The organism is Rothia sp. P4278, assembly GCF_048512945.1.
Classification (GTDB): domain Bacteria; phylum Actinomycetota; class Actinomycetes; order Actinomycetales; family Micrococcaceae; genus Rothia.
The window spans coordinates 42,034-67,691 of the sequence record NZ_JBLXXU010000001.1; the positions used below are offsets into that span (position 1 = coordinate 42,034).

The 25,658-nt window shown below is 52.0% G+C and carries 14 protein-coding genes; 11 read left to right on the plus strand and 3 right to left on the minus strand.

From position 1 onward, the window contains the following. Positions 1 to 6: 6 nt before the first annotated feature. Positions 7 to 171: a hypothetical protein gene (locus ACN085_RS00185; RefSeq protein ID WP_419110208.1), complete on the minus strand. Its 165-nt coding sequence runs from the start codon at positions 169 to 171 to the stop codon at positions 7 to 9. Between the two features lie 362 nt (positions 172 to 533). Between ACN085_RS00185 and ACN085_RS00190 the strand changes: the two genes are divergently transcribed. The 8 genes from ACN085_RS00190 to ACN085_RS00225 all read left to right on the plus strand — a co-directional run bounded on the left by ACN085_RS00190 (position 534) and on the right by ACN085_RS00225 (position 10,125). After that, positions 534 to 995 carry a hypothetical protein gene (locus ACN085_RS00190; RefSeq protein ID WP_419110209.1) on the plus strand — a complete coding sequence of 154 codons (462 nt, stop codon included), beginning with the start codon at positions 534 to 536 and terminating at the stop codon, positions 993 to 995. Positions 996 to 1,051: 56 nt separating this feature from the next. Further along, positions 1,052 to 1,411, plus strand: coding sequence for a hypothetical protein (locus tag ACN085_RS00195; RefSeq protein WP_419110210.1), 360 nt, complete (start codon positions 1,052 to 1,054; stop codon positions 1,409 to 1,411). Between the two features lie 73 nt (positions 1,412 to 1,484). Continuing rightward, positions 1,485 to 2,441, plus strand: coding sequence for a hypothetical protein (locus tag ACN085_RS00200; RefSeq protein ID WP_419110211.1), 957 nt, complete (start codon positions 1,485 to 1,487; stop codon positions 2,439 to 2,441). A gap of 238 nt (positions 2,442 to 2,679) precedes the next feature. Further along, positions 2,680 to 3,999 carry an SCO6880 family protein gene (locus tag ACN085_RS00205; RefSeq protein ID WP_419110212.1) on the plus strand — a complete coding sequence of 440 codons (1,320 nt, stop codon included), beginning with the start codon at positions 2,680 to 2,682 and terminating at the stop codon, positions 3,997 to 3,999. A gap of 4 nt (positions 4,000 to 4,003) precedes the next feature. Next, complete coding sequence (locus ACN085_RS00210; protein ID WP_419110213.1) at positions 4,004 to 5,587, plus strand: helicase HerA domain-containing protein; 1,584 nt, start codon at positions 4,004 to 4,006, stop codon at positions 5,585 to 5,587. Then, complete coding sequence (locus tag ACN085_RS00215; protein ID WP_419110214.1) at positions 5,584 to 7,413, plus strand: type IV secretory system conjugative DNA transfer family protein; 1,830 nt, start codon at positions 5,584 to 5,586, stop codon at positions 7,411 to 7,413. The genes ACN085_RS00210 and ACN085_RS00215 overlap by 4 nt, the downstream gene beginning before the upstream one ends. A gap of 673 nt (positions 7,414 to 8,086) precedes the next feature. Continuing rightward, the gene (locus ACN085_RS00220) at positions 8,087 to 8,974 is read left to right on the plus strand and encodes a hypothetical protein (protein WP_419110215.1); all 888 of its coding nucleotides are present in this window, start codon (positions 8,087 to 8,089) and stop codon (positions 8,972 to 8,974) included. After that, positions 8,974 to 10,125, plus strand: a complete 1,152-nt coding sequence (locus tag ACN085_RS00225; RefSeq protein WP_419110216.1) for a hypothetical protein — start codon at positions 8,974 to 8,976, stop codon at positions 10,123 to 10,125. The genes ACN085_RS00220 and ACN085_RS00225 overlap by 1 nt, the downstream gene beginning before the upstream one ends. Before the next feature lie 49 nt (positions 10,126 to 10,174). On the opposite strand, the gene ACN085_RS00230 is transcribed toward ACN085_RS00225, so the two are convergent. After that, complete coding sequence (locus tag ACN085_RS00230) at positions 10,175 to 10,795, minus strand: hypothetical protein (protein ID WP_419110217.1); 621 nt, start codon at positions 10,793 to 10,795, stop codon at positions 10,175 to 10,177. A gap of 142 nt (positions 10,796 to 10,937) precedes the next feature. Here ACN085_RS00230 and ACN085_RS00235 point away from each other — a divergent pair, with 142 nt between their 5' ends. The 3 genes from ACN085_RS00235 (at position 10,938) to ACN085_RS00245 (ending at position 21,979) form a co-directional block, all read left to right on the plus strand. Further along, positions 10,938 to 11,498: a single-stranded DNA-binding protein gene (locus tag ACN085_RS00235; RefSeq protein WP_419110218.1), complete on the plus strand. Its 561-nt coding sequence runs from the start codon at positions 10,938 to 10,940 to the stop codon at positions 11,496 to 11,498. A 112-nt stretch (positions 11,499 to 11,610) separates the two neighbouring features. Then, positions 11,611 to 20,679 carry a helicase-related protein gene (locus ACN085_RS00240; protein WP_419110219.1) on the plus strand — a complete coding sequence of 3,023 codons (9,069 nt, stop codon included), beginning with the start codon at positions 11,611 to 11,613 and terminating at the stop codon, positions 20,677 to 20,679. A 169-nt stretch (positions 20,680 to 20,848) separates the two neighbouring features. Further along, complete coding sequence (locus ACN085_RS00245) at positions 20,849 to 21,979, plus strand: hypothetical protein (protein ID WP_419110220.1); 1,131 nt, start codon at positions 20,849 to 20,851, stop codon at positions 21,977 to 21,979. Between the two features lie 58 nt (positions 21,980 to 22,037). Here ACN085_RS00245 and mobF read toward each other — a convergent pair whose 3' ends face one another. Continuing rightward, positions 22,038 to 25,658: a MobF family relaxase gene (mobF, locus tag ACN085_RS00250; protein WP_419110221.1), complete on the minus strand. Its 3,621-nt coding sequence runs from the start codon at positions 25,656 to 25,658 to the stop codon at positions 22,038 to 22,040.

Consider the following 25,658-nt stretch of genomic DNA (forward strand, 5'->3'; position numbering starts at 1 on the left):
GGGGGCTTATCGCCCGCTAAAGATGAAGATGATGATGGCGATGAAAGCGAGGATTGCCCCGGCAGGGGAGAAGATCTGGCGTATAACTGCCCGTGCTAGATCAATGGCGAAGTTGGCTATTGCTAGGACTAGTACGGTGATAATTCCGATGGCGACGATGCCTTCCATCATGGTCTCCTTGTGGGGTCGTTGAATATGTTTTCAGCCTACCGGGGGCTAGGTAGGTTTACATAATGTTTTGGGCAAGATGTGCCAGTATTCTCCAAGTTTTTGATTTACGCAGGTGGGGCAGGGAAGGAATACAGGGTGAGCGTTCGTGCTTGACCTGATTTTTCTCTCTACTTAGGAGGATTCCGCAAGTGGGTACTAACTCATCAGCTGAGCTCCCAACACTGACGCATGGTGTAGGTATGGCCGTTGGAGGATTCATTGTCACCCTAGTAGCGTTGGCTGCTTTTGTGATTTTTTGTGTAATGGCCCAGCGGCTCACTGGTAGGTCTAATTTTGTTAGCCGTTCGATGGATGCAGGGAAGTTGGCTTTGCCAGCTGCCGGTGCACTGCTTCTTGGCTCTGCATCTGGGGCTGTTGCGTGGAGTTCAACCTTATATGTTCCAGCGAAAGTTGCTGAGCCAGAGAAGGTGGTAGCTGCTTACACCAAGGTTAACGGTATGGAAACTAAGGAGGTTTATACCGCTAAGAAAGACTCAGACAATCTGGCTGTGGCTAAGTCGATTCTAGGTTCTAAGTTTGATGAGCTGAATAAAGAGTATGACCTTTCCGGCGATGGTGACAATGCGAAGAATTTCTCGCGTATTGAGTACATGCCCAAGGCAGATAACGAGAACGCTGCTGACCCTTGCTACAAGATCAAGGTTTCGTACAAGAGTCGTATCGACAGTTTTGACCCCAAGGCCCCGCTTGTCGAGCATGCAACCTGGGTCGAGCACGATGACTTTGATTCCGGAACTTGTGGCGGCGACGCAAAAGAGTTCTAAATTATTACCCCCTGAATATCCCAAATATTTTTTCACTTCAATACAAGGAGTTTATTTTGTCCATTCTTGCTACTGCTTCAACTCATCTTTACTCCGTTGCCACCCCGATCATCGTGGCGGCAGAGAAGAAAAAACCAAAGTCTGGTGGGTTTGACCCTGGCGTTACCCCCAATAGCGACGGCCCCTGGTTCGGCACAATTCAGAGTCTTTCTGGCTCGGTCGTGGGTACATTGATTCTTGGCTCAGTCGTTGTTTTGGCTATCGGAATCATGATTGCCCTCATTGGTCGCGCTGTTTCAAGTTCCGGTGCTCAGAAGGTCGGTATTGGTGGTATCTGTCTTGGTCTGGCCGGGGTCATCCTGCTTGGTAGCATCTCTGGTTTGGTATTTTGGCTCACAGGACAGTCAATCGTCTAAACGAGTTAGTCAGTAGCCGCGACAGCGGCTACTGATTTTTAACCATCAGTACGTATGAAGGGTTGTATAGGCGATGAGCTTTCTGGATATTTTTCAGGATTCCGGCCAAACATTTTTTGATGCGATTGAGAAGTTCATCGTGGATTCCGATCAGTATCTCAAAGATGCTTTTGAGTCGAGCAATATTGATGATTCTTGGTGGGCAGCTGTAGTTGGTACTCCTTCCTCCGATGGGATGCTGGCGACATGGATGCCAATTATTGTCCCGATTCTTGTGTTGCTGGTTTCTATTCAGGTCATTGTGGCTCTTGTAAAGGGCTCAGGTTTGAGCATGGCGAGAGCTTTTGTGGGAGCAGTACTGGGGGTTCCTGGGACTTATATCGCTGTGTGGGCTGTGCAAGTTGGGTCTGCTGTTGCTGATGAGGCGACAAGTTATCTCATGGGTGGTTACTCTGATGGGCACGCAGGTATTTTTATTAACATTTTGGGTTTGCAGGTTTCTGACAGGAAGATTACCGGTGTTGCTGATGGGTACTTCATGTGGGACGGCTTGGCTGATAAGGCTGGTGGTTGGCAGCTTCTTGGGGCTCTATTGCTGGCGATTATTATTTGGTTTCTTTCAATGATTTTGGGCTTCGTGATGTCGCTACGGTCAATGGCGATTGTGATTCTTGCGGCTATGGCCGGTTGGGCTGTTGTTGCTACCAGCTTAGAGGTTACTAAGTCGTGGTTTTCATCATGGTCTCAACTGGTGGTTGGCTTGTTGTTAGCTAAGCCATTTTCTGCGGCTTTGATTTTGATGTCACAGGATATTTTCAACTATGCCAACTCGTCGTCACAATTTTTTGCCGGCCTGGCGGGGCTTGTACTGGCGATTGCTATGCCATTTGCTGCGGTGAAGCTGGTGGCCTTTACGTCGGTTGGTTCTATCGGCGGTGTGGATCAGGCAACTGGTTCTGCAGCTACTGGGCCAGTTCGTGGGGGCGTTAACGTAGTTCGTTCAGCAACTCGTCGGTCGCGTCGGAAGTAGGAGGGACTGGCTGATGTCTACTGAGGAATTGATTTTAGAGGAAGTTAATTTTCCGCGTAAGGAGAAACGCGGTGTGATTCTGGGGCTTGAGTTTTTGCCTCTGATAGTGGTGCTGATGCTGCTGTTTTTTACGGTGGTTTTGGTGCTGATATTGCCTTTCCCTTTGGGATGGGTAATAGCACCTGGGATGTTGAGTTTTATCGGTTTTGTTGGGTGGGGCAGGTTTAGGAATCTGCACTTGTTTGAGTGGATTGAGCTAGGGATGCAGCATTGGTTACGGAAGATTTCAGGACAGAATAAGTATCGTTATGCTGGCGTGGATGCAGATGCCAAAGCAATCGCCAGGTCGGATGCTGCAGCTACTAAAGCGGATGCGAAGGCTGAGGCAGAAGCACGAGAGTGGGGTGAGCCCGTTCCTGCTAAGACCCCCAAACCTATCCGCCTGAATCTTCCAGGTGCCGCGAATGAGCTAAACGTCTATTCCTCTCCTAGTGGCCGTTGCGTAGTACATAATCCTGTGAAGAAGAGGCTGGTAGTTACAGCCATTGTTGATGCAAAGAATTTCTTGATGCAGGATGTTAGCGGCCAGGAGGACATCTTGGACTCCTGGGAGTCTGTCATTAACCTGGTGGGTGCTCACCGTGAAGTACAGGCCCTGTTTCCTTCGGATGTAACCACAGTGGTATCGGGTGAGCAGATGATTGATTACTACCGGGCGGCAGCTGAGGCTAATGGTGCGGGTGAGGCGCTGAACCCTGTAGCTCACCAGGGCTATATTGATCTGTTGCGTAACAACGTGCAGAAGAAACATGAGCAGTATCTAACGGTTAATCTGTCCCTGCCTGAGATGGTACGAGAAATCAAGGATAACGGTGGTGGTGTGGTTGGTATGTTGCGTACCGCTGACGCGAAAATGGACGCTATTGAGGGTGACATCGTAGCGTCTGGGTATTCGTCTCATTGGGTGAGCGTCCCTGAACGTCGCCGTATGACTAGTGACTTTATGACTCCATCTAATAACTTGACCCACAATACTGACACGCTCATTGTCGGTGCTAATCGGTACTGGACTGAGATGCAGATTAACGATGTCTGGCATCGGTCCTACTTTGTAGATCAATGGCCGATGAAACCTGTGAAGCCGGGCTTCATGGAGAAGGTTGTATTGGGTCTTGATTTTCGGCACTCCATTACTCAGGTCATCAAGCGGGGCGAGGACGAGCAGGCACTGCACCGTATCAATAACGAAATTAAGAACTATGAGACGGCTCAGGGTATTGCCCAGAGCATGGGCCGCCGTCTATCTCGTGAGTCTGAGCGAGAGATGCAAGACCTAGAGCGTCGGGAGCAGGAGTTGGTGGAGGGCTCTTCTGACGTTGCCTACAGCGCCTATATTTCGATTTCTGCTAGGAGTCGTGAGGAGCTGGAAGCACATGAGCGTGATTTGTTCTCCGCGGCAGCCCGTGCCCAGTTGAAGCTTATCAAGTGCTACGGGGCACAGTTTGAAGGTTTTTTGGCGGCAACTGCTCAGCTGGGGTATGGAGCTGACCGTTTCTAGGTCTATGAGCCAAAAAGATTTTGTGGATACAGGGGGTTATAAGGACATGGTTAACGATATTCAGCAGAAACCTGAAGAGCTTGGTATCTTCTCGTGGGATGATCCAAATGAAGTGGATTTCACCCGGGCTGAGAAGCGTGCGTTAGAGCGCAAAGTGCGGAAGAAGTACCAGCGTGAGGTAGACCGTGAACGAGTGAATTACATCCCTGGGCCGTTGTATGGTCCAGGAGGGGCGAATCGTAAGAATAATTTCTTCGGTCGTATCGTCAGTGTATTCCGCACCCGTCGAACTACCTCCTATGTATTGGCTGCGGCTTACCCTTTTGTTGCCTCTGGTTCCCTGGGTGTGCCTGGGGTATACATTGGCTCGGATGAAATGGGTGGCGGTGGTTTCTACTTTGACCCGTGGGAATTGTACGCGGCGGGCGTTATCACCGGTATGTCCATGATAGCTCTGGGCGGTGTAGGTAAGGGCAAGTCCACTCTGGTGAAATCTTTAGTGTGCCGGTTGGTGCAGGCAGGCCGGTTGGGCCTGGTTATGACTGATAAGAAGGGTGAGTGGGTCCCGGTCGCGCATTACCTTGGCGGAGATGTCATCAGCGTTGGGCAGGGTTCTGGAACTCGGATTAACCCCTTGGATGCGGGTAACCGCCCGAAGCTCAATGTTGATGGACAGCCCCTGAGCGATGAGGAATGGGCGCAGATGGTACGTGAGCGCCGCCTGTCGTTGATGAACGCAATTTGTGTTGTTACTGAGGGCCGTGAGCTAACTTCTGCCGAGTCTAACGTCCTGGCGATTGCTTTGGATGAAGCCCAGGCCAAGGCTGCTTTAGAGGGGCGCACTGTAATTATTCCGGACTTGTTGGATGAAGTACGGTCCCCAGCACCTGAGCTTTTAGGGCGTGCAAGCAGGGCTGAGGCGTTTGAGCAACTAGCAAATACTCTGGAGCGCCTGGTCGAGGGTGATTTGAAAGGCATGTTTGATGGTGCTTCAACTGTTGAGTTCAATCCTTGGGCACCGATTACTGTATTCAATACCCGGTCATTCGCTAATAGCTCTGACAAGGTGAAGAAGATTGCTTATGCCTGTATCCAGACATGGGCTGAAGCTGCTGTCACCACTGATGAGTATGGTCAGCGCATTGTGGTGTATGAGGAGGGGATGGAAGCTCTGAATGATGCCGGGTCTTTGCAGCGCATGATAACCCAAGTGAAGCTGGCACGAGCCTATGGGCTTTTCAACGTCCTAGTTTTGCACAAGCTTTCTGACCTAGATATGGCTGGTGATGAGGGCTCGGCCTCTCGTGCTTCTGCATATTCCTTGTTGGGTGACTCTTCGGTTCAGGTGGTGTACCACCAGAATAAGTCTGAGCGTGAACGCACTATTGAGAAGTTGGGCCTGTCTGAGCGGCAGTGGGATATTGTGTCGAAGCTGAAGCAGGGGCAAGGGCTATGGCTTTTGGAGGGTAAGCCTTTCAAGGTTCAGAACAGGATGTCGAAGCCTGAGGAGCCGGTATTCAATACAAACGCGGCAATGGAGATTGCGAAGGCTGAGGACGCGAAGAAGAAAGAGAGGGTAGCGGCGTGAGTAAGTACGTTGATGGGCAGTTGCTGTTGTTGGTTGCCGGTTGCCTGCTAATAGTGGGATTTTTGGGTGGTGCAGCAGCTGTTTTCTGGGTTTCATTTATGGTTTCTTGTGGTGCTGGTTCTATGGTCTACCCTGGGCCAGGCCCTCTGTTAGGAGCGATTTTCTCTGGTTTTGACCCTGCTGGGCTTGCTGCTGGTGAGTGTGTTCCTTCTCAGACAATGTTGGTGTGGGTGCTAGTGGGTTTTATCGTTGTAGTTGCTCTTTTGGTTACAGCTGTGTTGGTGGCCTGGGGCAATTGGAAGGAGTCTGATACCCGTTTCCTAATGGATCTGAAGAAGCGTGATGGTATCGCTAAGGGGCGTGAGGTTAAGCTGAAAGCTGGTCGTAAGGCTCTGGGTAAGAAGGCGAACAGTATTCGTCCAACGATGAAGAAGCCGAAACTGTCTGATGTTGGTGTGAAGCTGGGAAGCAGCGACTTACAGGATGTTTGGCAGACCTTGGAAGATTCTGTTGTTGTGTTGGGGCCTCCTCGTTCGGGTAAAGGTTTCTACCTGGTGGTGAACCGTATTCTTGATTCTCCGGGTGCGGTGATTACTACCTCGACTCGTGGGGATAATGTCGCCATGACGTATAAGAAGCGCCAGGAAGTTGGTCCGTGCATTGTTTTTGATCCGCAAGGGTTATCGGGTGTGCGTTCCTCTTTGAAGTGGACTCCCTATCGGGGGTGTGAGTCTCCGGTGGTTGCAGTTTCTCGTGCTAGCGCGCTGATTGGTGCAACGAGTCTGGGCTCTTCAACTAATAATGCTGAATGGGCTGATTACGCTAAGACAATTTTGACGTACCTGCTGCAAGCGGCAGCACTTGGTAAGGTGTCGGTTGCTACATTCGCCTTGTGGGGCCAGAACGCTGATACTGCTGTTGAAGCGGTCAATATTTTGCGGCGTTCTCCTGATGCGACTCCGGGCTGGGCTGATGCGCTTGATGGTGAGATTAAATCTGATCCTAAGACCCGTGGTTCGCGGTGGATGGGGGTGCAGGGCGCTACTGCTGCGTTAAGTGTGCCGCAGGTTGCTGAGACTCTTGACCCGAAACCGGGGGATAAGGTCCTTGATCCTGCTGAGTTTATCCGTGAGAAGGGCACTTTATATCTGGTGGGGTCTAAGGCTGGTGGCGCGGCTGTGGCCCCATTCTTGATTGCTCTGATGGATGAGATTGTGGAGACGGCCCGCACGATGGCTTTCAAGTTACCAGGTAACCGTTTGGACCCACCCATGTCGCTGGTGCTTGATGAGATTGCGAACATGGCACCGTGGAAGGCTCTACCGCAGATTATGGCTGATGGCGGTGGTGTTGGCATCTCTGCGTTTGTTATTTTCCAGTCGCCTGCACAGGCTCGTGGCCAGTGGGGCGAAGATGAAGCACAGGCTCTGATTGATTCTGCTATTTTGCAGATTCAGTTGGGGGGTTCTAATAATGAGCAAGAATTGAGGCGGTTTTCGGACCTTGCTGGTGAGCGTGAGGTTGAGACTCATTCGACATCATATTCCCATGCTCAGGGGCAGTCAGTAAGTTACCAAAAGACGAAGGTTGCGGTGTTGCCTGTTTCTGACTTGCGGCGTATCCCTACCGGGTACGGTATTTTGCTGAACCGTAACTCCCGGCCGATTTTGATGAAGATGATTCGGTGGATTGACCGGAAAGACGCGAAAGATATTAAGGAATCTAAGAAGCGTTTTGAGGACTTGATGGCTGGACGGGCTACCACTATTGAGGAGGCATATGAGTTGACGCCGGGTGAGGTGATTACAGGTGGGTCTGGGGCGTAAGCATGCTTCACGGGCTGTTGGGTATCGGCAAGGGTATTTGCGGTCTGATGCGTGGGCTTCTTTTCGGCGGGGTTTTTATGCCAGGTTGAGGGCGGCCGGTATTGTTCCTGCGTGTGCTGGATGCGGTCGGACGCGTGGGGAGGGTGCTGCGTTAGAGCTGCATCATTTGTCGTATGCAGGTGTGGAGAAGGATGCGTCAGGTCGTTGGGTATCTGGTGAACAAGATTCAGATGTGATTTTGCTGTGTCGTGAGGATCATGAGCAGTTGCACAGGATTTTGGATACTAATGGCCGTGATTTTGTGGGTCTGGATAGGCGTTTAGCGTCGTTGCGAATTATTAATAGTTTTCGGGCGCGCCAGCAGAGATTGACGCGGGGTCGCTTGGGAGCCAATACGGGTAAATAGTTTCTTTGTAATGAGGAAGGTTGTTCGTTGATGTGCCAGTTAGAGGGTGAACGTGCTTGTTTTGTGTGCGGGCGGCCCTATGAGGTATCTGAGGAAAGACGTTTGATTGCTGATGAGAATTTGGGCTGCGGAATGTTTGTTGATGTGGCTTGTTATGAGCAGATTAGGGCAATTAGGCGTTCGGTTGGTGGGTCTATGTTTGAGTCGATGCTTGCTTTGAGTGAGCGTATTTCTGCTGCAGTTTTTGGTACTAGGAAGGTGGTTTAGGTGGCTAGTAAGTGGGATGACATTGATTCTGGGCGTGATTTGGACGCGGAGTTAGATGCGCTGATGGGGCAAGGTTCTCAGGAGTTTGATGGTGATTTGACGGATGTTTCTGGTGAACAAACCAGTGGAGGAGATAGTGGGCAGCTTTATGACCCTCCGGCTTTGAAAATGGCTGATGCGGCGAATTTGCGGGATATTCATCCTTTTCTAGGTTATGCCTGGCGTGAGATTGATGATGATCTTCGGCGGGACGCGTGGGTTTGGTTGAGGGGGTGGGTGGACTGGTTTGCTGTGACGTACAAGGTTGATAAGAAGTTGTTACCGGGGTGCTGGTTTTTGCATTCAGATGTGGTTGAGTTTTTGTGGGTTGGAGCTAATGCTGAGGTGAAGGCATGGCATAACCCGGATGCTTCTTTGACGCCGTTTACAGCTTGGCACGCGTATTATCCGGGATTGATTCAGCGTCTGGCGGGGTGTTCTCAAGTTCGGTGTCGGAATGGTGAGCATCAAGTGGAACAACAGTTCAATGGTGCTGTGGATCCAAACGCTATTGATACCGATGAGTGGGCTTGGCAGCGGCTTTTGCATCAAGTTACTGATGTGAATCAGCAGGTCTCAGCTGGTTCATGGCGTGCTGTACTGGTGACTAAAGATGGGACTGAAGTGCGCTCTGAGAAGGTTGAGGTCCCTGAAAAGGCTCTACCGTTTTTGCATGTTACGGAGCCAGTGGTGTCCTTTTCCGGGGAGGGTGCGCCGGTGTTGAGCGTTCAGGTTTCTGGCGCTGATTTGTCCCGTACATTCTGGGAGTATCAGGACTCTTATGGGGCTTGGCATGTTGATGAGTTTTCGGTTCGGTCGGTTGAAGCTGGAGAGGGTAAGGGAGCGTAATGGCGGATAAAGAGGTCTCGGCCGAGTTCGCGGAACTGATGGTTGAGCTGATGAAGCTATCTAAAGAAGAGGCTATGTACTGGCAGGCGCGAATGCGTTCTTTAGCTGAGTCTGGTCGTGTAAAAGTAGGTTCGTGGGCACCGGCTGATAAGAAGCAATGGGGTAATCACGCGAAGGTGGTAGATGAATTTGGCGAGACGGCCGGGTTTATTGATTTGACGGACGGACGGAGGTTGAACCCGGTTGAAGGGGATGGGGCAAGGCCTGTAGCTCCAAAGAGCAGTGAGACCGGAGATGACTTAGCTATGTCGGTTGCTTCTTTGCCTGAGCAGGTTCTGGGGCATCGTACTGAGTCCGTTGAACAGCGGCAGGAGCGGTTGGGTGATGATGAGTTTGCCTGGGAGCATGCTCGTGAAGCTGATGATGAGTTTGCTTCCTATTTGCAGGACCCAGCTTTTGCTCGACTGGTGGAGCAGGAGAACCTTGTGATGGATGATGAGGGTCGTTGGGAAGTGGGGGATGGCGCTGAGTTTCTAGCTGAGTATCGCGGTCAGGTTCTTGATCGTGATGATGCCTATGATTTTGCTACAAGGGCTGGTTGGGAGTGGGACGGGGTGCCAGGTGCGCGCCCTGAGCTACCTCACGCTGAGGGTGCAGTGGAGTTTGAGACCGGTCGGGATGGGCTTGTTCGTGCAGGTGAGGATGCGTGGGTTGTGGTCCGTGAGTCTGCGGATGAGCACCAGCTGCCGGTTGGTGAGGTGGTCACAGACGGGCAGGCTCGTGTGATTGCTGAAGAGCATCTTGGGTGGCAATGGGTTGATGAGCCGGGTGAGCAGATTATCGGTGATAGGCCGGTGGTTGTTTCGGAGACTCGTGTGCAGGAACCTGCGGGTGGTACTGCGGTGTTGTTGGCCGATAGGTGGGCCTGGGCTGATGGTGCTGGGGATTCAGCACAGGAACGTGAGGATGTGCAGCGTATTGAGGGTGCTTGGTCAGTTTGGGGTGAGACTGAGTTTACGAGAGGTGCTACTGTCCCAGTTGGGACAGTAGCACCAGAGGGTTGGGATGTTGATGCTGAGCGGGAGCGTGAGCAGCAGTATCATCTGTTCGTTGAACAGAGTGATAGTTCGTCTCCGGACTGGGAGCGGTAGGTTATTCGATCAGAGGGGCTTAGCGTTATGCTAGGCCCCTCTTTTGTTGTTAGTAGCGGTTGCCGATGTGCTGGTTGAGGGTTCTAAGAGCGTTGGCAATATTGACGAGAGCCTTTTCAGATTCTTTTCCTGATGTTCGCCTAGGGCCCTGAGATGGTAGGGGCGTTGCGACGGCAAAACCAGTATCTACTGTTAGTATCTCGCGGTAGGTTCGGGACTTTCGAAACAAACGTTTCTTGGTGTCTTGATAGGTGACTTCTACTTGGACAACTTCCGGGGCCCCAGAATCATTACCCAAGTAAATACTTCTCCACATAACTCTGAAACTTGCATTCGGGGCGATATAGAAAGGGCGATTAAGGACTTTCTCAAGTCGTTCCAGTATGTACTCATCATCCCCTGGCTCAAATTTTTCCAATGGTCTGAGCACTACGTTTTGGGCGGGGGATTGGCCATAGTTCGTTACTACCAGGTCTATGGCCCCGTTGAGCTGCACTCCGAGCCGGGGCTCTAAGGCGATATATGGGCGGGTGCGGTCGTGGGAGTCCTGGGCCAGTTTTCTGAGGTTGAGCACTGCAAATAGAACACCGAGTATGGCGGTAATAGCTGTTACTGGTGCTGATTCTGTTTTGAAGAATGACCAGAGGTCGAGAAAAAAAGAGCTAAACATAATCTTATTAGACCATTGGTATTTGTAAATCATTTACATGTTGTGGTGTACCTGTGAATACGGGGTGAGGCGAACGCTTCGAACCTCCTGGCTACTGGTCGGGCTAGGGGGTAAAGCAATCTTGAAAGGACGGCTTCTTCTCATGGCTTCACCCCGTATTCGAGATCACCAGGTCAAAGGCAACCTTGTGGCAGACCCTCAGTGGGTAGTTACACCGCAGGGACGTAATTTGGCCACCTTTACCCTGGCAGAAAGTACCAGGGTTCGCGATGCAGAAGGCAATTGGACTGATGGTGCACCAATTTACTATGACGTGGCCATTGATGCCGATAACAAGGCAAACGGACATCTTGCCCAAAACGTTGAGGCATCGCTGAAAAAAGGGCAGTTCGTCAAGGTAGAGGGGGATTTATCCACTCATGCCTACCTTGACAAGGAGGGCAACCCCCAAGTATCTAGTCGTATTTGGGCTTCGGACGTATCTGCCTCTATGCGCTTTGCAACGGTAGAAGTGGTTCCGAACCAAGCTCCGCAGCAAGTGGTGCAGGCTCAAGCCCAACAAGGAGTGCAGGCGCAGCAAGGGGTGGCCGGTGGTCCGCAACCGCTACAGGGCCCGCCGCTTGCTCAGCAGCCTAATCACCAGCAGGCGGCTCAGGACCAGATGCTTCACAGCCAGCAGGACCACGGCGCGCAGATGCAATAGAGCGCATGGTTCAGGCCGTTTCAACCCCTAGTTTTTGAAGGAATTACACGCACCCTGCCGGTATGCGTGTAATTCCTTTTCCTCATTTTCAAGACGTTTGTAGGTAGTATCAATGAACACCAAGGCTTTTGACGAGCACCCTGATCTTTTTGACACACTAGGAGTAGATGATGGAGCAGAAGCAAGTTCCGGCACCTTACTTGGCGCAGATGGACGAGTCCAGGGAAGAGAACGGGCAAGCTCTGGAACGGGAGTGGGAGAGCCGGGCGGGACGCTGGGCGGTTCAGTGGGAGTTCCATCAAATGCCGATGGAGGTACGGTTCGAGCAGATGTGGGAGCATCTGCCTCAGACTCAGGGGATTCAGCAGCTACCGGTGGAACGGCGGCGTCTGCTGATGCGTTTGTGGCAGGAGCGGCTGGAGGACGCACCGGGCAGTCCAACCCCGGAGAACGTCAGCGTTCAGCAACTAGAGCAGATGATGCAGGAAGTGAATCAGGTGGAGCTGAGCCAGATCGAGGCGGAAAACCTTCGAGCGTAAATTTTTCGCCCGGTACTGAGATTCACGTACCCTCTGGGCTAAAAGCTCGTGCACGAGCTAACCTGGATGCTTTAGCGCTGGTTCGACGTCTTGATTCTGAGAAGCGTAATGCCACTGCTGAGGAACAGCAGATTCTAGCCGGTTATTCATCATGGGGCGCTATACCCCAAATCTTTTCCTACCGGGAGGACTGGCAGGAGCTACGCAAAGAACTGGAGGAGTTGCTGAGCGCTGAGGAATTTGCTCAGGCTTCCCGAACGACTCTCAACGCGCACTATACCGATCCACTGATTGCCTCGGCCATGTGGGATGCTTTGCAGTATGCCGGGTTTGATGGTGGCACCGTATTAGAACCAGGTTGCGGTTCGGGCAACTTCATTGGACAGGCCCCAGACTCTGCACAGATGGTCGGGGTTGAGCTTGATGTTATGACTGCGAAAATCGCTCATTACCTCTACCCCTCAGCAACGATACGGGCTGAGGGCTACCAAAAAACTTTTATCCCCGATGGGGCTTTGGGCGCGGTCATTGGCAACGTTCCTTTCGGTGATACGCGCCTAGCTGACCGGGTGGATAACCGCGAGAACCTTAGCCTGCATAATTACTTCATTCACAAGTCCATGAAGCATTTGCCTGCTGGTGGATACGGGATATTTATTACCTCAACAGGCACGATGGACTCAAAAACCTCTAAAGCACGGGAGGTCATTGGGGAGCATTCCGATTTCATTGGAGGGGTGCGTCTACCCTCTGGGGCTTTTAGCCGTGTGGCTGGTACAGAGGTTGCTACCGATATTCTGATTTTCCGCCGCCGTGAGGATGGGGTGCCTCTTGATCCTGCCGAACATGAGCGGTGGGTACGTGGGCACGCTGTTACCGGGGAGATGGACGGTGAACAGGTCAGCATCTATACCTCACGGTATTTTGAAGAGAACAAACAGTTTGTGCTGGGCGAGACCAATCTGGGTATTGGTGGCTACCCTCCGCGTCCTTGTCTACTGGTTACAAGTGATGATGACCGTCAGCAGCTGGTGTCTCGGATTGACCATGCGTTGCGGCACCATATTGACGTTGCCCGTGATTCCCGCCCTTACTCTCCTGAAATCAGTCGGTCAGTCTCTCTGTCAGCTTTGGCCGCTGGTGGTCTAGTTGAAGCTGATGAGGCTGATGCTGACACCTTTGTGGGATCTTTGCGTACTGTAGGGGACCGTGGGGTGCAGGTGCTGGGGGAGGACAGAACATGGCGTGCGTTTTCGGCTCCTGGACGTGGGGCAAACCGGATTAGCGATGATGAGCTTTACCGTCTGGTGCAGTTGAAAGAAACTGTACGTGCAGCGGTGGATGCTCGTGGCGATACTGATGAAGTATCACGACAACTAGAGCTATTGAATACTCGCTATGACCAGTATGTTCAGCGCTATGGTCTTATTAACCGGTACACTCTCAAAGCCGGTAAAGTCCCGACTGAGAAGCAACAAGAAAAGGCTGTGGCCACGGAGCTGAAACGCTGGCAAGATACCCACCGGGAGCTACCAGCTTCAGAACGCGCCTTACTGAGCCCTGATGAGCAAATGCTAGCGGAGTGGAAGTCTGAGGCCTCTAAACCGTTACCGGACACTAAAATTCAAGCTCATCTGAGTGCACTACGTGCTGACCCCGATTTTGGGAAGCTGGTAGCACTTGAGAATTTCCATGAGGCTGAGCAGAAGGCAACCAAGTCTCAGTATTTCTCATCTGAGATGTACCAGCCGAGGATTGGTGCCCGCGCTGCAGATACCCCCGCTGATGCTCTGGCGATTAGCTTAGACGAGACTCGAACAGTGTCGCTGGGGCGTATTGGTGAGCTGTTGGGCGTAAGCGAAGAAGAAGCCCGTCAGCAGCTGGGGTCTCTGGTGTTTGATGATCCTGCGACTGGGGAACTGGTTCCTGCAGTGAAGTACCTCGCTGGAGATGTGCGGCAGAAACTACAGGAAGCTCAGAGCGCGGCCGCCGAAGATTCCCGGTACGAGGCAAACGTTGAACAACTTGAAGCGGTACTACCGGAATGGGCCACCCTGGATAAAATTTCCGTTCAGCCGGGGGTACATTTCGTATCTGCTGAAGAGTACCGTGATTTTGCCCGTGAGGTGCTTGGCGTCGATATGCAGATTGAGCGGGCTGCCGATGGGAGCTGGGATGTCCCGAACGTCTCAAAGTCCAAACTTTCCACCGCTGTTCTCTTTGAATTTGGCACTTCCCGGCGTACCCCGGTTGATATTTTCCAGAAGCTCATGAATAACCGTGCGATTACGGTTCACGACAAGATCGTTGAGGACGGTAAGACCCGCAATGTAGTCAACCAGGGAGAAACTCGCCTAGCCCGAGAGCGCGGTGAGGCTCTAAAAGAACGGTTCGCTTCCTGGGTAGCTTCTGACCCGGCACGAGCAGCTGATATTGAGACGCGTTTCAATCAGATGTACAACGCCTATGTTCAGCCTGACTATTCGACGATGGGACAGGCTCTAACGTTGCCGGGGCTGGCCCCTGAGTTTGTGCCTCACCCTTACCAGCGTGAAGCGGTTGCACGTATCGTCAATGAACCTTCGGTTCTGCTGGACCATGTTGTGGGCGCGGGTAAGACCGGCTCCATGATTATGGGTGCTATGGAGTTACGCCGTACCGGTGTGGCTCATAAACCGTGGATGGTGGTGCCTAACCACCTGACCGACCAGATTTCGCGTGAGTTCTCCCAGTGGTATCCGGGGGCCAAAGTTCTGACTATTCCCACTGGAATTAGTGCCGCCGAGAGACGTCGATTTGCGGCAATGAGTGCTGGTGGGGACTGGGACGCAGTGATTTGTCCGCAGTCAGTCTTTAGCCAGATTGGGGTGTCCCCGCGTCGTCAGCGGCAATGGGTTCAAGATGAGATTGACGCACTGCGTGAGTCCCTGAGCGAGAGCGCTGGGGATAGGGTGCAGGTCAAGACAATTGAGGCTGCTATCGCCCGCCGTGAGGCTCGTCTTGAAAAGCTCATGAGTTCTAAGGTCGCGGGCATCACTTTCGAAGAGACCGGCTGCGATTACCTTTTCGTTGATGAGGCTCACCATTATAAGAATCTTCCTCGTGTCTCTGACTTTAGAGAGCTGGCATGTGTGGGGTCTAATAAGGCAATGGATATGGATTTTATCCTGCGGACCCTGCGCGATTTGAAAATCGAAGCTCTCAAAGATGCGGGGGTCTATAACGGCCAGTTGCCCTCGGTCGCTACCTTTGCCACGGGAACCCCAGTTGCTAACTCCTTAGCTGAGATGTGGGTGATGGCCCATTATCTACGCCCGGATATTACAGAGAAGATGGGTATCAAGACCATTGATGCCTTTGGGTCCGTTTTTACTAAGGCTGAGTCAGCGGTGGAGGTTAAGCCCTCTGGCGCTGGGTTCCAAGTGGTAAACCGTATCTCGAAGTTCACGAACGTTCAGCAACTGATGCAGATGGCGGCACTATACACCTCCACTGTGAGTAGAGACCAGATTCCTGCTGCCCTGCCGAGTGTGGTCGCCGGTGGTATTCAGGCCGTTGAGCGTGAAGCCTCAGAGCACGTCAAAGCTTATATCGACGATTTGGTCGCCAGGATTGAAAACCCTAGCGCTGATGACCACGTTATCGAGCTTCTAGGCCGCGCTCGAAAGGTTGCTCTTGACCCGCGCATGGTAGGTCTAGAGGCTGATGAGGACGGTGGCCGTCCTGCCCAGGTTGCTCGTGAAGTCATGCGTATTGATGAGTTACACCGCGATAAGGTCTACCTCGATGTGATGGGCAATGAGTCCGAGAATAAGGGCGGCTTACAACTACTCTTCTGCGATTGGGGCACACCTGATGGTGCTGGCTTCAACATGTATAAGGCCATTAAAGATGAGCTTGTAGCACTAGGTATGGAAGAGTCCCGGATTGCCTTTATCCACCAGGCGCGTACCGATGGGGAACGAGGAGAGCTTTTCGCTCGGGCACGGGCCGGTGAGCTATCAGTGCTGATTGGGTCTACTGAGAAGATGGGCACCGGTATGAACGTGCAACAACGTGTGACCGCTGTACACCATGTGGACTTGCCGTGGCGACCTGCCGACCTGGAACAACGTGAAGGGCGTGCTATTCGCCAGGGCAACCAGAACAGTCAGGTAGAAATTCTCTCTCACGTTACGGTCGGAACTTTTGACGCCTATAACTGGCAGAAGTTGGCGAACAAAGCAGCGATGCTGGAGCAACTGCGTAACCATTCGTTGGGCCATGAGGTGGAGGACCTAGGCCCGATGACCTCAAACTATCAGGAGTTGTTGGCTGTTGCTTCTGGTAACCCACAGGTAGCGCAGTGGTATGACCTATCTATGGCCGCAGATTCGTTGCTATCTCTCAAACGTAAGGAAGAGCAATATCTGGACGGTATTCGTTACCGTCTTTCCTCGGCACGTATGCAGTTAAGCGGTGTCGAGGGGTCCCTGGTGTCGATTGGCCAGGCCCTGGAATTTGCTCCTTCCACCACAGATTCATTTGTGGTTGGGCGTACTAGCTTTGCCGCAAAGAACGATGAGGCCGGAGCTACCTTGATACGAGGACTGCGGTCGGCAGCCATTGAGCTGGGGCAGGATAAGCAAAGCCGTATCGCGGTGGGGCGTATTGGCAACCTCATCTTCACTACTGCCCTGGATACGTCCACATTTAGGGACGCTGTGAAAATTGAGTTTGCTCTGGCCGGTAGCGGGCAGAAAGTTCTTGGTATTTCTGAGTCGGTTCCCATGAAGGACTTGATGGGCGGAAACAACAGCGGTCGCGGTCTTGTCATGCGTGTATGGAATCGGGCTTTTGGGCTCGAACATCGTTTAGGTGAGCTGGAGAAACGTCAAAGCGAGCTTAACGAAGAAATTGCCGGCTATGAGCAGGTTGTAGAACAATACTCAGGGTTCGCTCGTCAGGATGAGCTTGATGAGCTTCTGCTGCGTAGGGATATGTTGGCTGAAGAGCTGGGTATAGGCGATGGCCATGAAAGCGATAGCTCAACCGTGGAATATGTCAGTGACGCCGATTTTGCTCGTATCTTCGGTCAGAAGCCAAGTGAGGTAGATACACTGGGTGAGCTGCGTCCTGGTGACATCGTACAGATCACCAAGACTCCTGACCAGCCATTCGCTAGCGGTTTTTACTCAGTTCATTTGGATAGGAATGAGGACGGCCGTGGCTACTTGCCGATGATTCGTCCTCATGGGGACGATGATGCTGAACCTGGCAGGTTGATTTATGGTGTGAAGTTTGAGCTGGCTCAGCGCCCAGTTGATGCGCTCACCCAGTGGGAATTAGCTCTATTACAGGTGCCTGAAACTGATGCTTCTCATGCTGCTTTGGCTGGTGAGAGAGAACTTGAAAAGCTGGGTGTAGGGGCCAAAGTTTCTTTGCCTGCACCGGTACTTGATGAGCAGGGTCGTGCTCAGCACAGTTCCTCTGGAATCCCTCTAGTTCAGGTGGCCACAGGTTCCCTTGTTTCTTGGTCGAAGTCAGCACAGGGTATCTCTTATGATGTGGTTCTTGTCGATGAGCAAGGGCAGGAGTCTACCTTCACTGTTGCTGGCCGGCATTATGGCTATCACGATATGGCCAAACCTGCCTTTATTGTGCGTGATGCCTATACCGCTGAGGAAGTAGCGCAGCAGAAAGAAGCTGAGATTGCTGCCGAATTAGCTGACCGTAAGCTCATCAAGTCTGATCGGTTGTATCCAGGGGATCTGCTGGTCAATGAGGTTGAAGATGTTGGCCGTGCCGGGTGGATGCTTGAAACTTACCCACGTGGCCCTATGAAGCACTTTGCTGACCCATCAACCGGGGAAAAGCTACCTGGTTATGGGGTGAGTGATTTCAGTGGTGAGATTGTACCAGGGCGTGACCTGGTAGCTGAGGAACGGGAAGAGCTTTTTAGCGGGCTAGCGCAGTCTATGACGGTTGGCCAGTTACGTGCTGGGGACGTTGTTGATGGACAGAAACTTGATAGCACCTATGGTTTCGCCGATAAGGTGCGTGTGGTGTCTATCAGTTCTAATGGGACATCTTCGGATGTTCTTTACCGCCCAGTTAGCTCACCGCTCTGGGAGGAGCCGCTTAGGGTTACTCGACGGGATAGCACCGAGATTGGGGGCCTTATTGAGCGTCGTTTCGGTGCGTTGAGCAGAGCCGAGAGAGCTATTCTCGGTGCGCCTGGTGCTACTTTGGTATCCGTTGAGGAGCTGGTTTCTGAGCAGGCGCGTGGTTCCTATGTTCTTGTACCGGGTATTTCTGTTGATAGTAAACCTGGTCAAACGTTGGAGACTATCGGGAAGTTATTAGAGGCACACCAGGTCGAGCGTAGGTCAATCTACGGCCGTAGCCGCTATCAGGTTATCGAGATGAAGCTTGATATTGACGGTGAGATTGGAACTGTAGAACGGTCCGTTGGTTCCTCTACTAAGGCGGTTGTATTTAGCGAAGGGCTACCGCAAAAAGGTATTGATTTCGTTGGTACTTCGTTGCTGGGGCGTGAGCGTGAACATGCGGTTTCTGCTGATGTGAGTGACTTGCAGGCAGACCGTGTGGATTTGAGTGTAATTGCTGGAGCTCCACGGAGTGAGCCTGTGGTTGAGGTGGAGCCGGAACCGGTTGAGCTAGATTTTGAGCGCTCTGCAAATGTTGGGGCCGGTACAGACGATGATATTGAGCTGAAAGAAGGGACGTATCTACTCGATGATGGCGTGTTGAAGGTTTCTGGCGTGGACTCCGATGATGTTGAACGACTGACGGACGGACTAGCTACGCTGGATGAAGAAAACGTGGTACGTCCCACTGGGCTGGGGGCTGACCAAGCTCAGGCCCAGGCATTAGCTCGTGTTGCTCTGGAACTTGATGGAGTCTCAGGTGAGGTTCGCAGGGCCTCAGCTCGTGAACTGATGATTGGTGACGCCGTGGTAGTTTCTTCCGGTGATGGAGCTTTTGCTTTTATCCCAGAGCTTGAAGGTAAGCTACGAGAGACGACTGCTGGTCGAGATGCCCAGAACGTACCGGGTGAGATGGTTGGCACCGTGGTATCTACTGATTCGCGCCGGGCTATTCTGAATGTGAGTTTTGATGAACACAATATTGAGGTGGCTGTAGTTCCGACAGCCGCCGATATGCGTTTTGAAATTGCTGATGCTCAGCGGGCTGTTGAGGTTAGCCAAGCGATGAGCCAGAACGCTGATTTGGTTGAGCAGGTTAGTGCGTTTGGCAGTATGCGGGTCGCTTCATTGGAGACAGGTACTTTGATAGGTCTCTCTCAGGTTGCCCGCTATGATGCGCTTACCGGTGCGGGGGAGCTGGTCGATGTTCCGCGCGCTGCTGTACTGGATAATAGGGCTCATGCAGATACCGGGCAGCGTATTCTTCTTTTGCATACTGCGGATGAGAGTTTTGAGGTGATTGCCGAGGACTCTCAGCTTGTTAATCTGGTGAAAATTGCCGACGCCAAAAGCCGAGCTGCGGCTTCCTTCTTCCGGTGGAAGGTTGGCGAAGAGCATGTTGAGCCTGTAGTTGATCCGCAGGTTGGCCAGCAAGTTCTTGTCTCTGGGGAGGACGCTGATACAGGCGAATCTGTGCAAATGGTAGCAAATGTTGCCGATACCCATAGCGCAGATGAGAACGGGCGAGAGGTTCTGTCCGTTGAAACTGAGACCGGTGAGTATGTCCAGATTCTTGCTGAGCGCTCTCAGGTGCAAGCCAAAACTCAGGATGTTGTGGAAACAACACCGGCACCGGACTACAGTGATACTGTCTCGCCTGGGGCAGCCGATACTCGTTCTGTTTTTGACGGTATCGCGTTTGTAGACGCCAATGAGACGATTGTTGTCTCGGAGCCGCGTAGCCTCTCGGAACATCAGGTGCTATCAGCGGCGCAGGTGCGTGTAGGTGATTTGGTGCAGGTAGCTGGCAGTGACCCCCTTCCTGTTTACCGTACAGCCGTTCTGAATGAATCGATGGTGAATATTACTGTTCTGCGTGAAGGTGGGCTAGCATCGGCTTCATTCCCCTTGGACCAGGCGGTAAACGTGACCCGTTATCCTGAGTCAGATCGTACCGGTGAACACTGGTTCACTCAGGATATTCAGCGTGTGCGTTCTGGTGATGAAATTGATATTTATGGCCAGCGTTTGGAAGTAACGCATACTGCCCGTAGCGCCGGGAGCGTGCAAATCACTGGCTTGGACGATAAAGACCAGATGGTGAGCTTCACGCTTTCTCCCATTACCCAGGTAGGGGTGCGTATTCCATTGTGTGCTGAGGACAGGCTCGGAATTAGAGCTGAACCCCATACCACGACAGCTAAGGACCTCCATTATGGAGATGTGATTGCTACCAAGAAGGGCGATGCGGTAGTGCATCGTGTGGAGCCATTAGCTGATGGCCATTCACAGCGGGTTCATTTCCAGTTCATTGGGTCTAAGGGGTTTTCTCCTGTGCATACGTTGATCAAAGGGAACGATGAGATGGTTCATGTTTACAGGCAGTCTTATCAGGAACCAGTGTCAAAGTCCGAGCGGAGTACAACAGATTTTGGTAAACCAGCGCATGTGCTGATGGACCAGAGTAGGGATGCCGGGCCTGATTTAGCATAGGTGGTCGGAGAACTTAGCCCACTGTAGCGTTTGCTGCGGTGGGCTAAGACTTTTTTTGAGCTTGGAAGGGTACGAGTGGATTACAGATGAGCCTTTAAATCAGAAGTATGTGTAACCAACAAAAAATGTTGGTTATTGGCATATTTGGTTTGAAAGGTGATGGAAGGGTATGGATGAGGAAGAAGTAGGGGTTGAGCAGCTTGCTGCTCGTGTCCAGCAGGTGATGGTTTTGTCCGAGGCTGAGGCGATGACTTGGCGCTCTCGTCTCCGTGAGATGGTGAGAGACCAATATATCAAGCCTGCTGATTGGGCCCCACTGGATAAGAAAGAATGGTCTATCCACGTCAAACTGGTTGATGATGCAGGACAGACCGTTGCCTTTTTTAGGACTGCAGGCGCTGAAGAAATTACAAGTGAAGTGCGTGAACTTACCCAAGAACCGGTCAGCAAGGATGTGCTAGTTCAAAGCCCTGCTGAGCGTGAAGCACCTTTAGATTTTTCTCCTATTCCTGCTGATTTTTTGGCCCACCGGCAGGAGTCATTCGAGGCAAGGGTTGAACGACTTAGGGGTAAGAGTATGAGCGACCAAGAATTTGAAGACAAGATGGCCGTGGAATACGAGCTGGACGATGAGTTCCGCAAGTATATGGATAACCCCAGGTTTGCTCGGTTGGTCGAGCAGGAAAAGCTCATTATGGACTCTCACGCCGAGTGGACGGTGGGGGAACAAGCAAATTTCTTGTCGGAGATAGCAGGTGAGTCTATGGACCATTCAGAATTGATTCATTATCTTGGACGTACCGATTGGTCGTGGGATGGTGTTCCCGGCAAGCGCCCAGAGATTCCAGGCTCAGCGGGGCCTATTCCTTTTGATGTAGGGAAAGATAAGCTGTTGAATGACATGGACCGGGGCTACTGGCTTAAAGTGTCTTCCGGGGAATCGGAGAGGGGGCTTGCAACTGCCCAGCTCCTGACAAAGAATCAGGCACGGGAGATTGCGGAGCAAAAATTAGGCTGGAAGTGGGTAGACCATCCCGATACCGCTGTTATCCCCAAACAGTCTTTACTGATTTCTGAGGCAGATTTCGCGGTCCCGGATCACCCTGATAGTGGGGGCATGGTCGTATCGGTTGATGGATGGGGCTTTGGCTACCCTGAAGGCATGTTTGATACACCCGAGGAACCTGAGGAATCTTTAACTGTCCCATCTGGGACAGCAGAAGCGGCTTTTGTAGTTGACCAGTATCATCAGCATTTCCAAGAGCCCGAGAGTCAAACCTACGGGTTAGATTGGGATTAAGTTGAAGCTAATAAAGGAATCCCACCGGTAATACCCGGTGGGATTCCTTTTTGCGAAGCTAGAATGAATCTGGCCCATAGTCAGGCTGCCAGTTATCCCAGTCTGGGCCGTTATTATCCTGCTGCCAGTTATCCCAGTCTGGGCCGTTATTATCCTGCTGCCAGTTATCGCCGGTATCTACCTGTTCATGGTCGTTATACCTATACTTTTCTGCTTCATACTTTTCAGCCTTATCCACCACATCAAGAACTGTCTCGTACAAGAACGACAACCGCCTTTCGGTAGTCTTGGGCGGCTGTCCAAGCGATGTTTCCGCATCCGTTTGATGTGATAGCGCCCGCCACGTCAGCACGGCTTCTGTGGCCTCCGGTGCTCGCTCTTGTAGCTCCATGAACCAGGGGTCTTCAGCATGTAGAACTTTGAGCTCAGCCAACCGGTTTTCGATTTTGGAAGTGATGGCCATTGATGCCTCTGCCTCATCGTTGGTTAGGTGCCGGGGGGCTGATAGTAGCGAGAAGTCACTGGGGGCCTTTTTGCGCCGAAAATAGGCTGTAGCATCGGCAATATTGGCTCCGGCCGGTAGGTCAGCAAAATCAGCGTCTGAAGCCTTAACCGCTCTGATGAGCTTCTTTAGCTCAGGTGTATCAGCGACTGCGCGTAGATCTTGACCGAACTGCTTTTCAAACCACTGGTGGGTTCGTCTAGTTGCGGCGAGGTCAGCAACGTAGTCAAGTTCCGATACAGACCGCCCTAAATCCAGCGACCAACCATACTCAGCGTCTCGGACTTCGTGAGCTGTTTTGTCCACATCAGATTTCCGGATAATTCCGGCTACAAACTCCTCCACGCTTTCTGCGTGCACTTTTTTCATGATGCCCCAGTTATCGGCCGTATCTTGCTCTTCTTCAGGGGTAGGAACGTGCATAGTGTTGGACTGCCGTCCACGGGTCATGCCGACATAGAGCTGTTCACGGTTGTAGCCGTCATCGAGTGCTAAATGCCCAGTATCTACGGTTAGCCCCTGGGAACGGTGAATGGTGCAGGCATACCCTAATTCGATGCTTTCTTGTGCGTACTCTTTCGGAAGGTGGACTGTTGCACTGTTGTCCTCTCGTTGGGCAATGATGGCGGTGGAGTCAATATCGGTAATTGTCAGCCTGGTGCCGTTCTTAATAAAGTTCCCGTTTTCATCGGTGAGCTGGCGGTTGTTTTGACGGGCCAGGATAGTGTCACCTATGTGAGCAATCAGGTCATTGCGGATAGGCGTAGCCTTAGATGTGTCCACGGCTCCCTGACTGATTCGTTCAGCTTGGGCACGCTGGTTCAGCGCTAGAACATCAGCGTTTGTTCCTGCAATGAGTACTGAGCTGAGACCGGCGTTGGTATCTACAAGCCAGCTTTCATAGGCAGAGTCAAGTGGACTATCCGTACCGATGATGCGACCCTTTTCTCGGTAGGTAGCTATGACATCAGTATTACCCTGTCGAAGGGCAAGCGAGGCCGCTTTCTCCCAGTCATTTTTGAAACGCCAGACGCTAGTAAGGTTTGCTGAGTGGCCTTTATTTTCCATCCACCCTAAGAAGCCCCCGGCATCGACAGAATCCAGCTGTTTGGGGTCCCCGACCAATAGCATTTTTCCGCCTGCTGCCTGCACCTGGCTGTAAAGCTGATGCAAATCGGCTGTCGCTGACATGGACGCTTCATCGACTATCACCAGTTGTCCGGCACGGATGCGGTACTTAGACTGCTCAGCGATGACGGTTGCTAATTTTGTGCGTTCTGCATCCAGAGCCGCGGCTATAAATCGTGAGCTCGGGTCTTTGGCTTGTTTGGCTTCAAGAGTTGTGATCCGTTTGTTGATACGTTGGTATCGTTCAGCTCGGCGGGCAACGCCGTCACCAACTGATTCATAGAGCCACTTAGCGGTATTTTCTGTTGAGATACCCAAGTCTTTAGCCAGCACCTCTGCTGCGGCCGCAGATGGAGCCAATCCAATGATGGAGTCCTGGCCGTAGGTTGCTTCCCACGCTGCACGCACACCTGCAAGGGTTGAGGTCTTCCCTGTCCCTGCTGGGCCAATGATGGCGTTTATTGCGCGGGAGCTGGTGGTGACTTGGTAGGCAGCTTCTAGCTGGTCAGGTGCTAACGCATGCCCTTTATCGCTAACGTGCTCACTGAGTACCTGACGTGCTTTTTCGGTTTCTGAAAGGTGAGCTCCGGTGGCGGTGGTTGCTCCGCGCATGAGATCAGCTTCTATGTTGAGGAACGCCCGGGTGGTGTAGAGCTTTTCTTCTGAAAGGTCAAAGACACTTGTCCCTCGTAGTGTAAGCCCAGATTGAGTTAGATGGTCAAGCTGGTAGCGGTCTGGGGTAAGCTCAACGGCCGCCGCTACTGCAGTATCAACGATTTTGTTGGTGATAGCTGCGCGTTCTTCGAGGTTGGTGCATCGGATATTACCCAGAAGCCTGTGTGTTGAAGCAGTGAGATTAGCGCGATTGAAGGCGGGGTGTTTGGTTATGGTGCGCTCTAAGACGTGGGTAGCGATTTCTTCGATAGCTTTGGTGCTGAAGGTCTCAAGGGTATAGGTTGCAGCGTGATGTCCGGTAGCCTTGTGTACTATTTCGTCGGGTGTAAGTCCTAATGCGCGTGCGCGTTGACGCCACTGGTAGAGCCGTGATTGCAGGGGGAGTTTCTGGGCGACCTTGGCGTTGCGAGACTCAAGGGTAGCTTGTTGACGGAACTCTAAAATAAGCTTTTTGCTTATCTTGTCGCCGTTTTTAGCTTTCCAGTCCTCTATCTTTTGATTGGTGATTCTCTCAATTTCATTTGAGCGTTGTGAGAATTCGGCAATTAGTTCGTCAGGTACGCCGATAAGTTCAATTCGACGATTTCCTTTAGATTGGCTCTCGTCTAATTTCATTGCATTTTTTAGAGCTTGCCGCTGTTCAGTTTCAGTATTTGCTAGCTCAGTGAGTTCATCAAAGAGGATAGCGTTGTACATTTCTGACGTTGCAACAACCCATTTATGTAATGCGTATGAATCAAGCGTTACCCACGCGCCGTCACTCTTCCTTTGAACTCGATTAGCTAATACGGCATGTGTGTGTATTTGGGGGTCCCCGGCACGTGAATCGTAGTGGTCAAATAGGCTAGCAATTATTCCTTCAACTTCTACCTTTGCTATTCCTCCATCTCCTGCACGGGATTGAATAATGCTGTTTTCGAGCCATAGCAAAGATGTACGAACGGCATTTTGGTGGGCTTGATGGATAACGGTTTGAGTTGCTGAATCTGAAATAGCCCAAAGTGCTGAAACGCTTTTAGGTGCGGAGAAGGTAAGGTCAAAACCAGCGACTGCTTCACGGGTTTTCTTAGCCGTTTTACCTGAGGCGTTTTTGGCGTCTTGGGGTGCCTCAGTCTTTTTCATGGGGCGTTTACCCAGAGGTATCTTGGTATCAGGATGGGCCAGGTCTTCGTAGACTGCTCGTGCATCTTTTTTGGTAACGGTTTGCTCGTTGGAGCGTCCGATTCCTGCTAGTCCTGACCCAAACCACCGGCCGGCTGGATCACCGGAGGCCGTGTAGTAGTTGGTGAGATGTTTGCGTGACTCAGCAGAGTCACCAACAGCTACCGTTGACAAGTAATACTCGATGTTCATACGAGAGATTGAGACTGTCAT

Bases quoted from the DNA above. Each gene is read 5' to 3' on its own strand.
- ACN085_RS00185 (WP_419110208.1), bottom strand. From the start codon at position 171: ATGATGGAAGGCATCGTCGCCATCGGAATTATCACCGTACTAGTCCTA.
- ACN085_RS00210 (WP_419110213.1), top strand. From the start codon at position 4,004: ATGAGCCAAAAAGATTTTGTGGATACAGGGGGTTATAAGGACATGGTT.
- ACN085_RS00240 (WP_419110219.1), top strand. From the start codon at position 11,611: ATGAACACCAAGGCTTTTGACGAGCACCCTGATCTTTTTGACACACTA.
- ACN085_RS00225 (WP_419110216.1), top strand. From the start codon at position 8,974: ATGGCGGATAAAGAGGTCTCGGCCGAGTTCGCGGAACTGATGGTTGAG.
- ACN085_RS00235 (WP_419110218.1), top strand. From the start codon at position 10,938: ATGGCTTCACCCCGTATTCGAGATCACCAGGTCAAAGGCAACCTTGTG.
- ACN085_RS00245 (WP_419110220.1), top strand. From the start codon at position 20,849: ATGGATGAGGAAGAAGTAGGGGTTGAGCAGCTTGCTGCTCGTGTCCAG.
- mobF (WP_419110221.1), bottom strand. From the start codon at position 25,658: ATGACAGTCTCAATCTCTCGTATGAACATCGAGTATTACTTGTCAACG.
- ACN085_RS00200 (WP_419110211.1), top strand. From the start codon at position 1,485: ATGAGCTTTCTGGATATTTTTCAGGATTCCGGCCAAACATTTTTTGAT.
- ACN085_RS00230 (WP_419110217.1), bottom strand. From the start codon at position 10,795: ATGTTTAGCTCTTTTTTTCTCGACCTCTGGTCATTCTTCAAAACAGAA.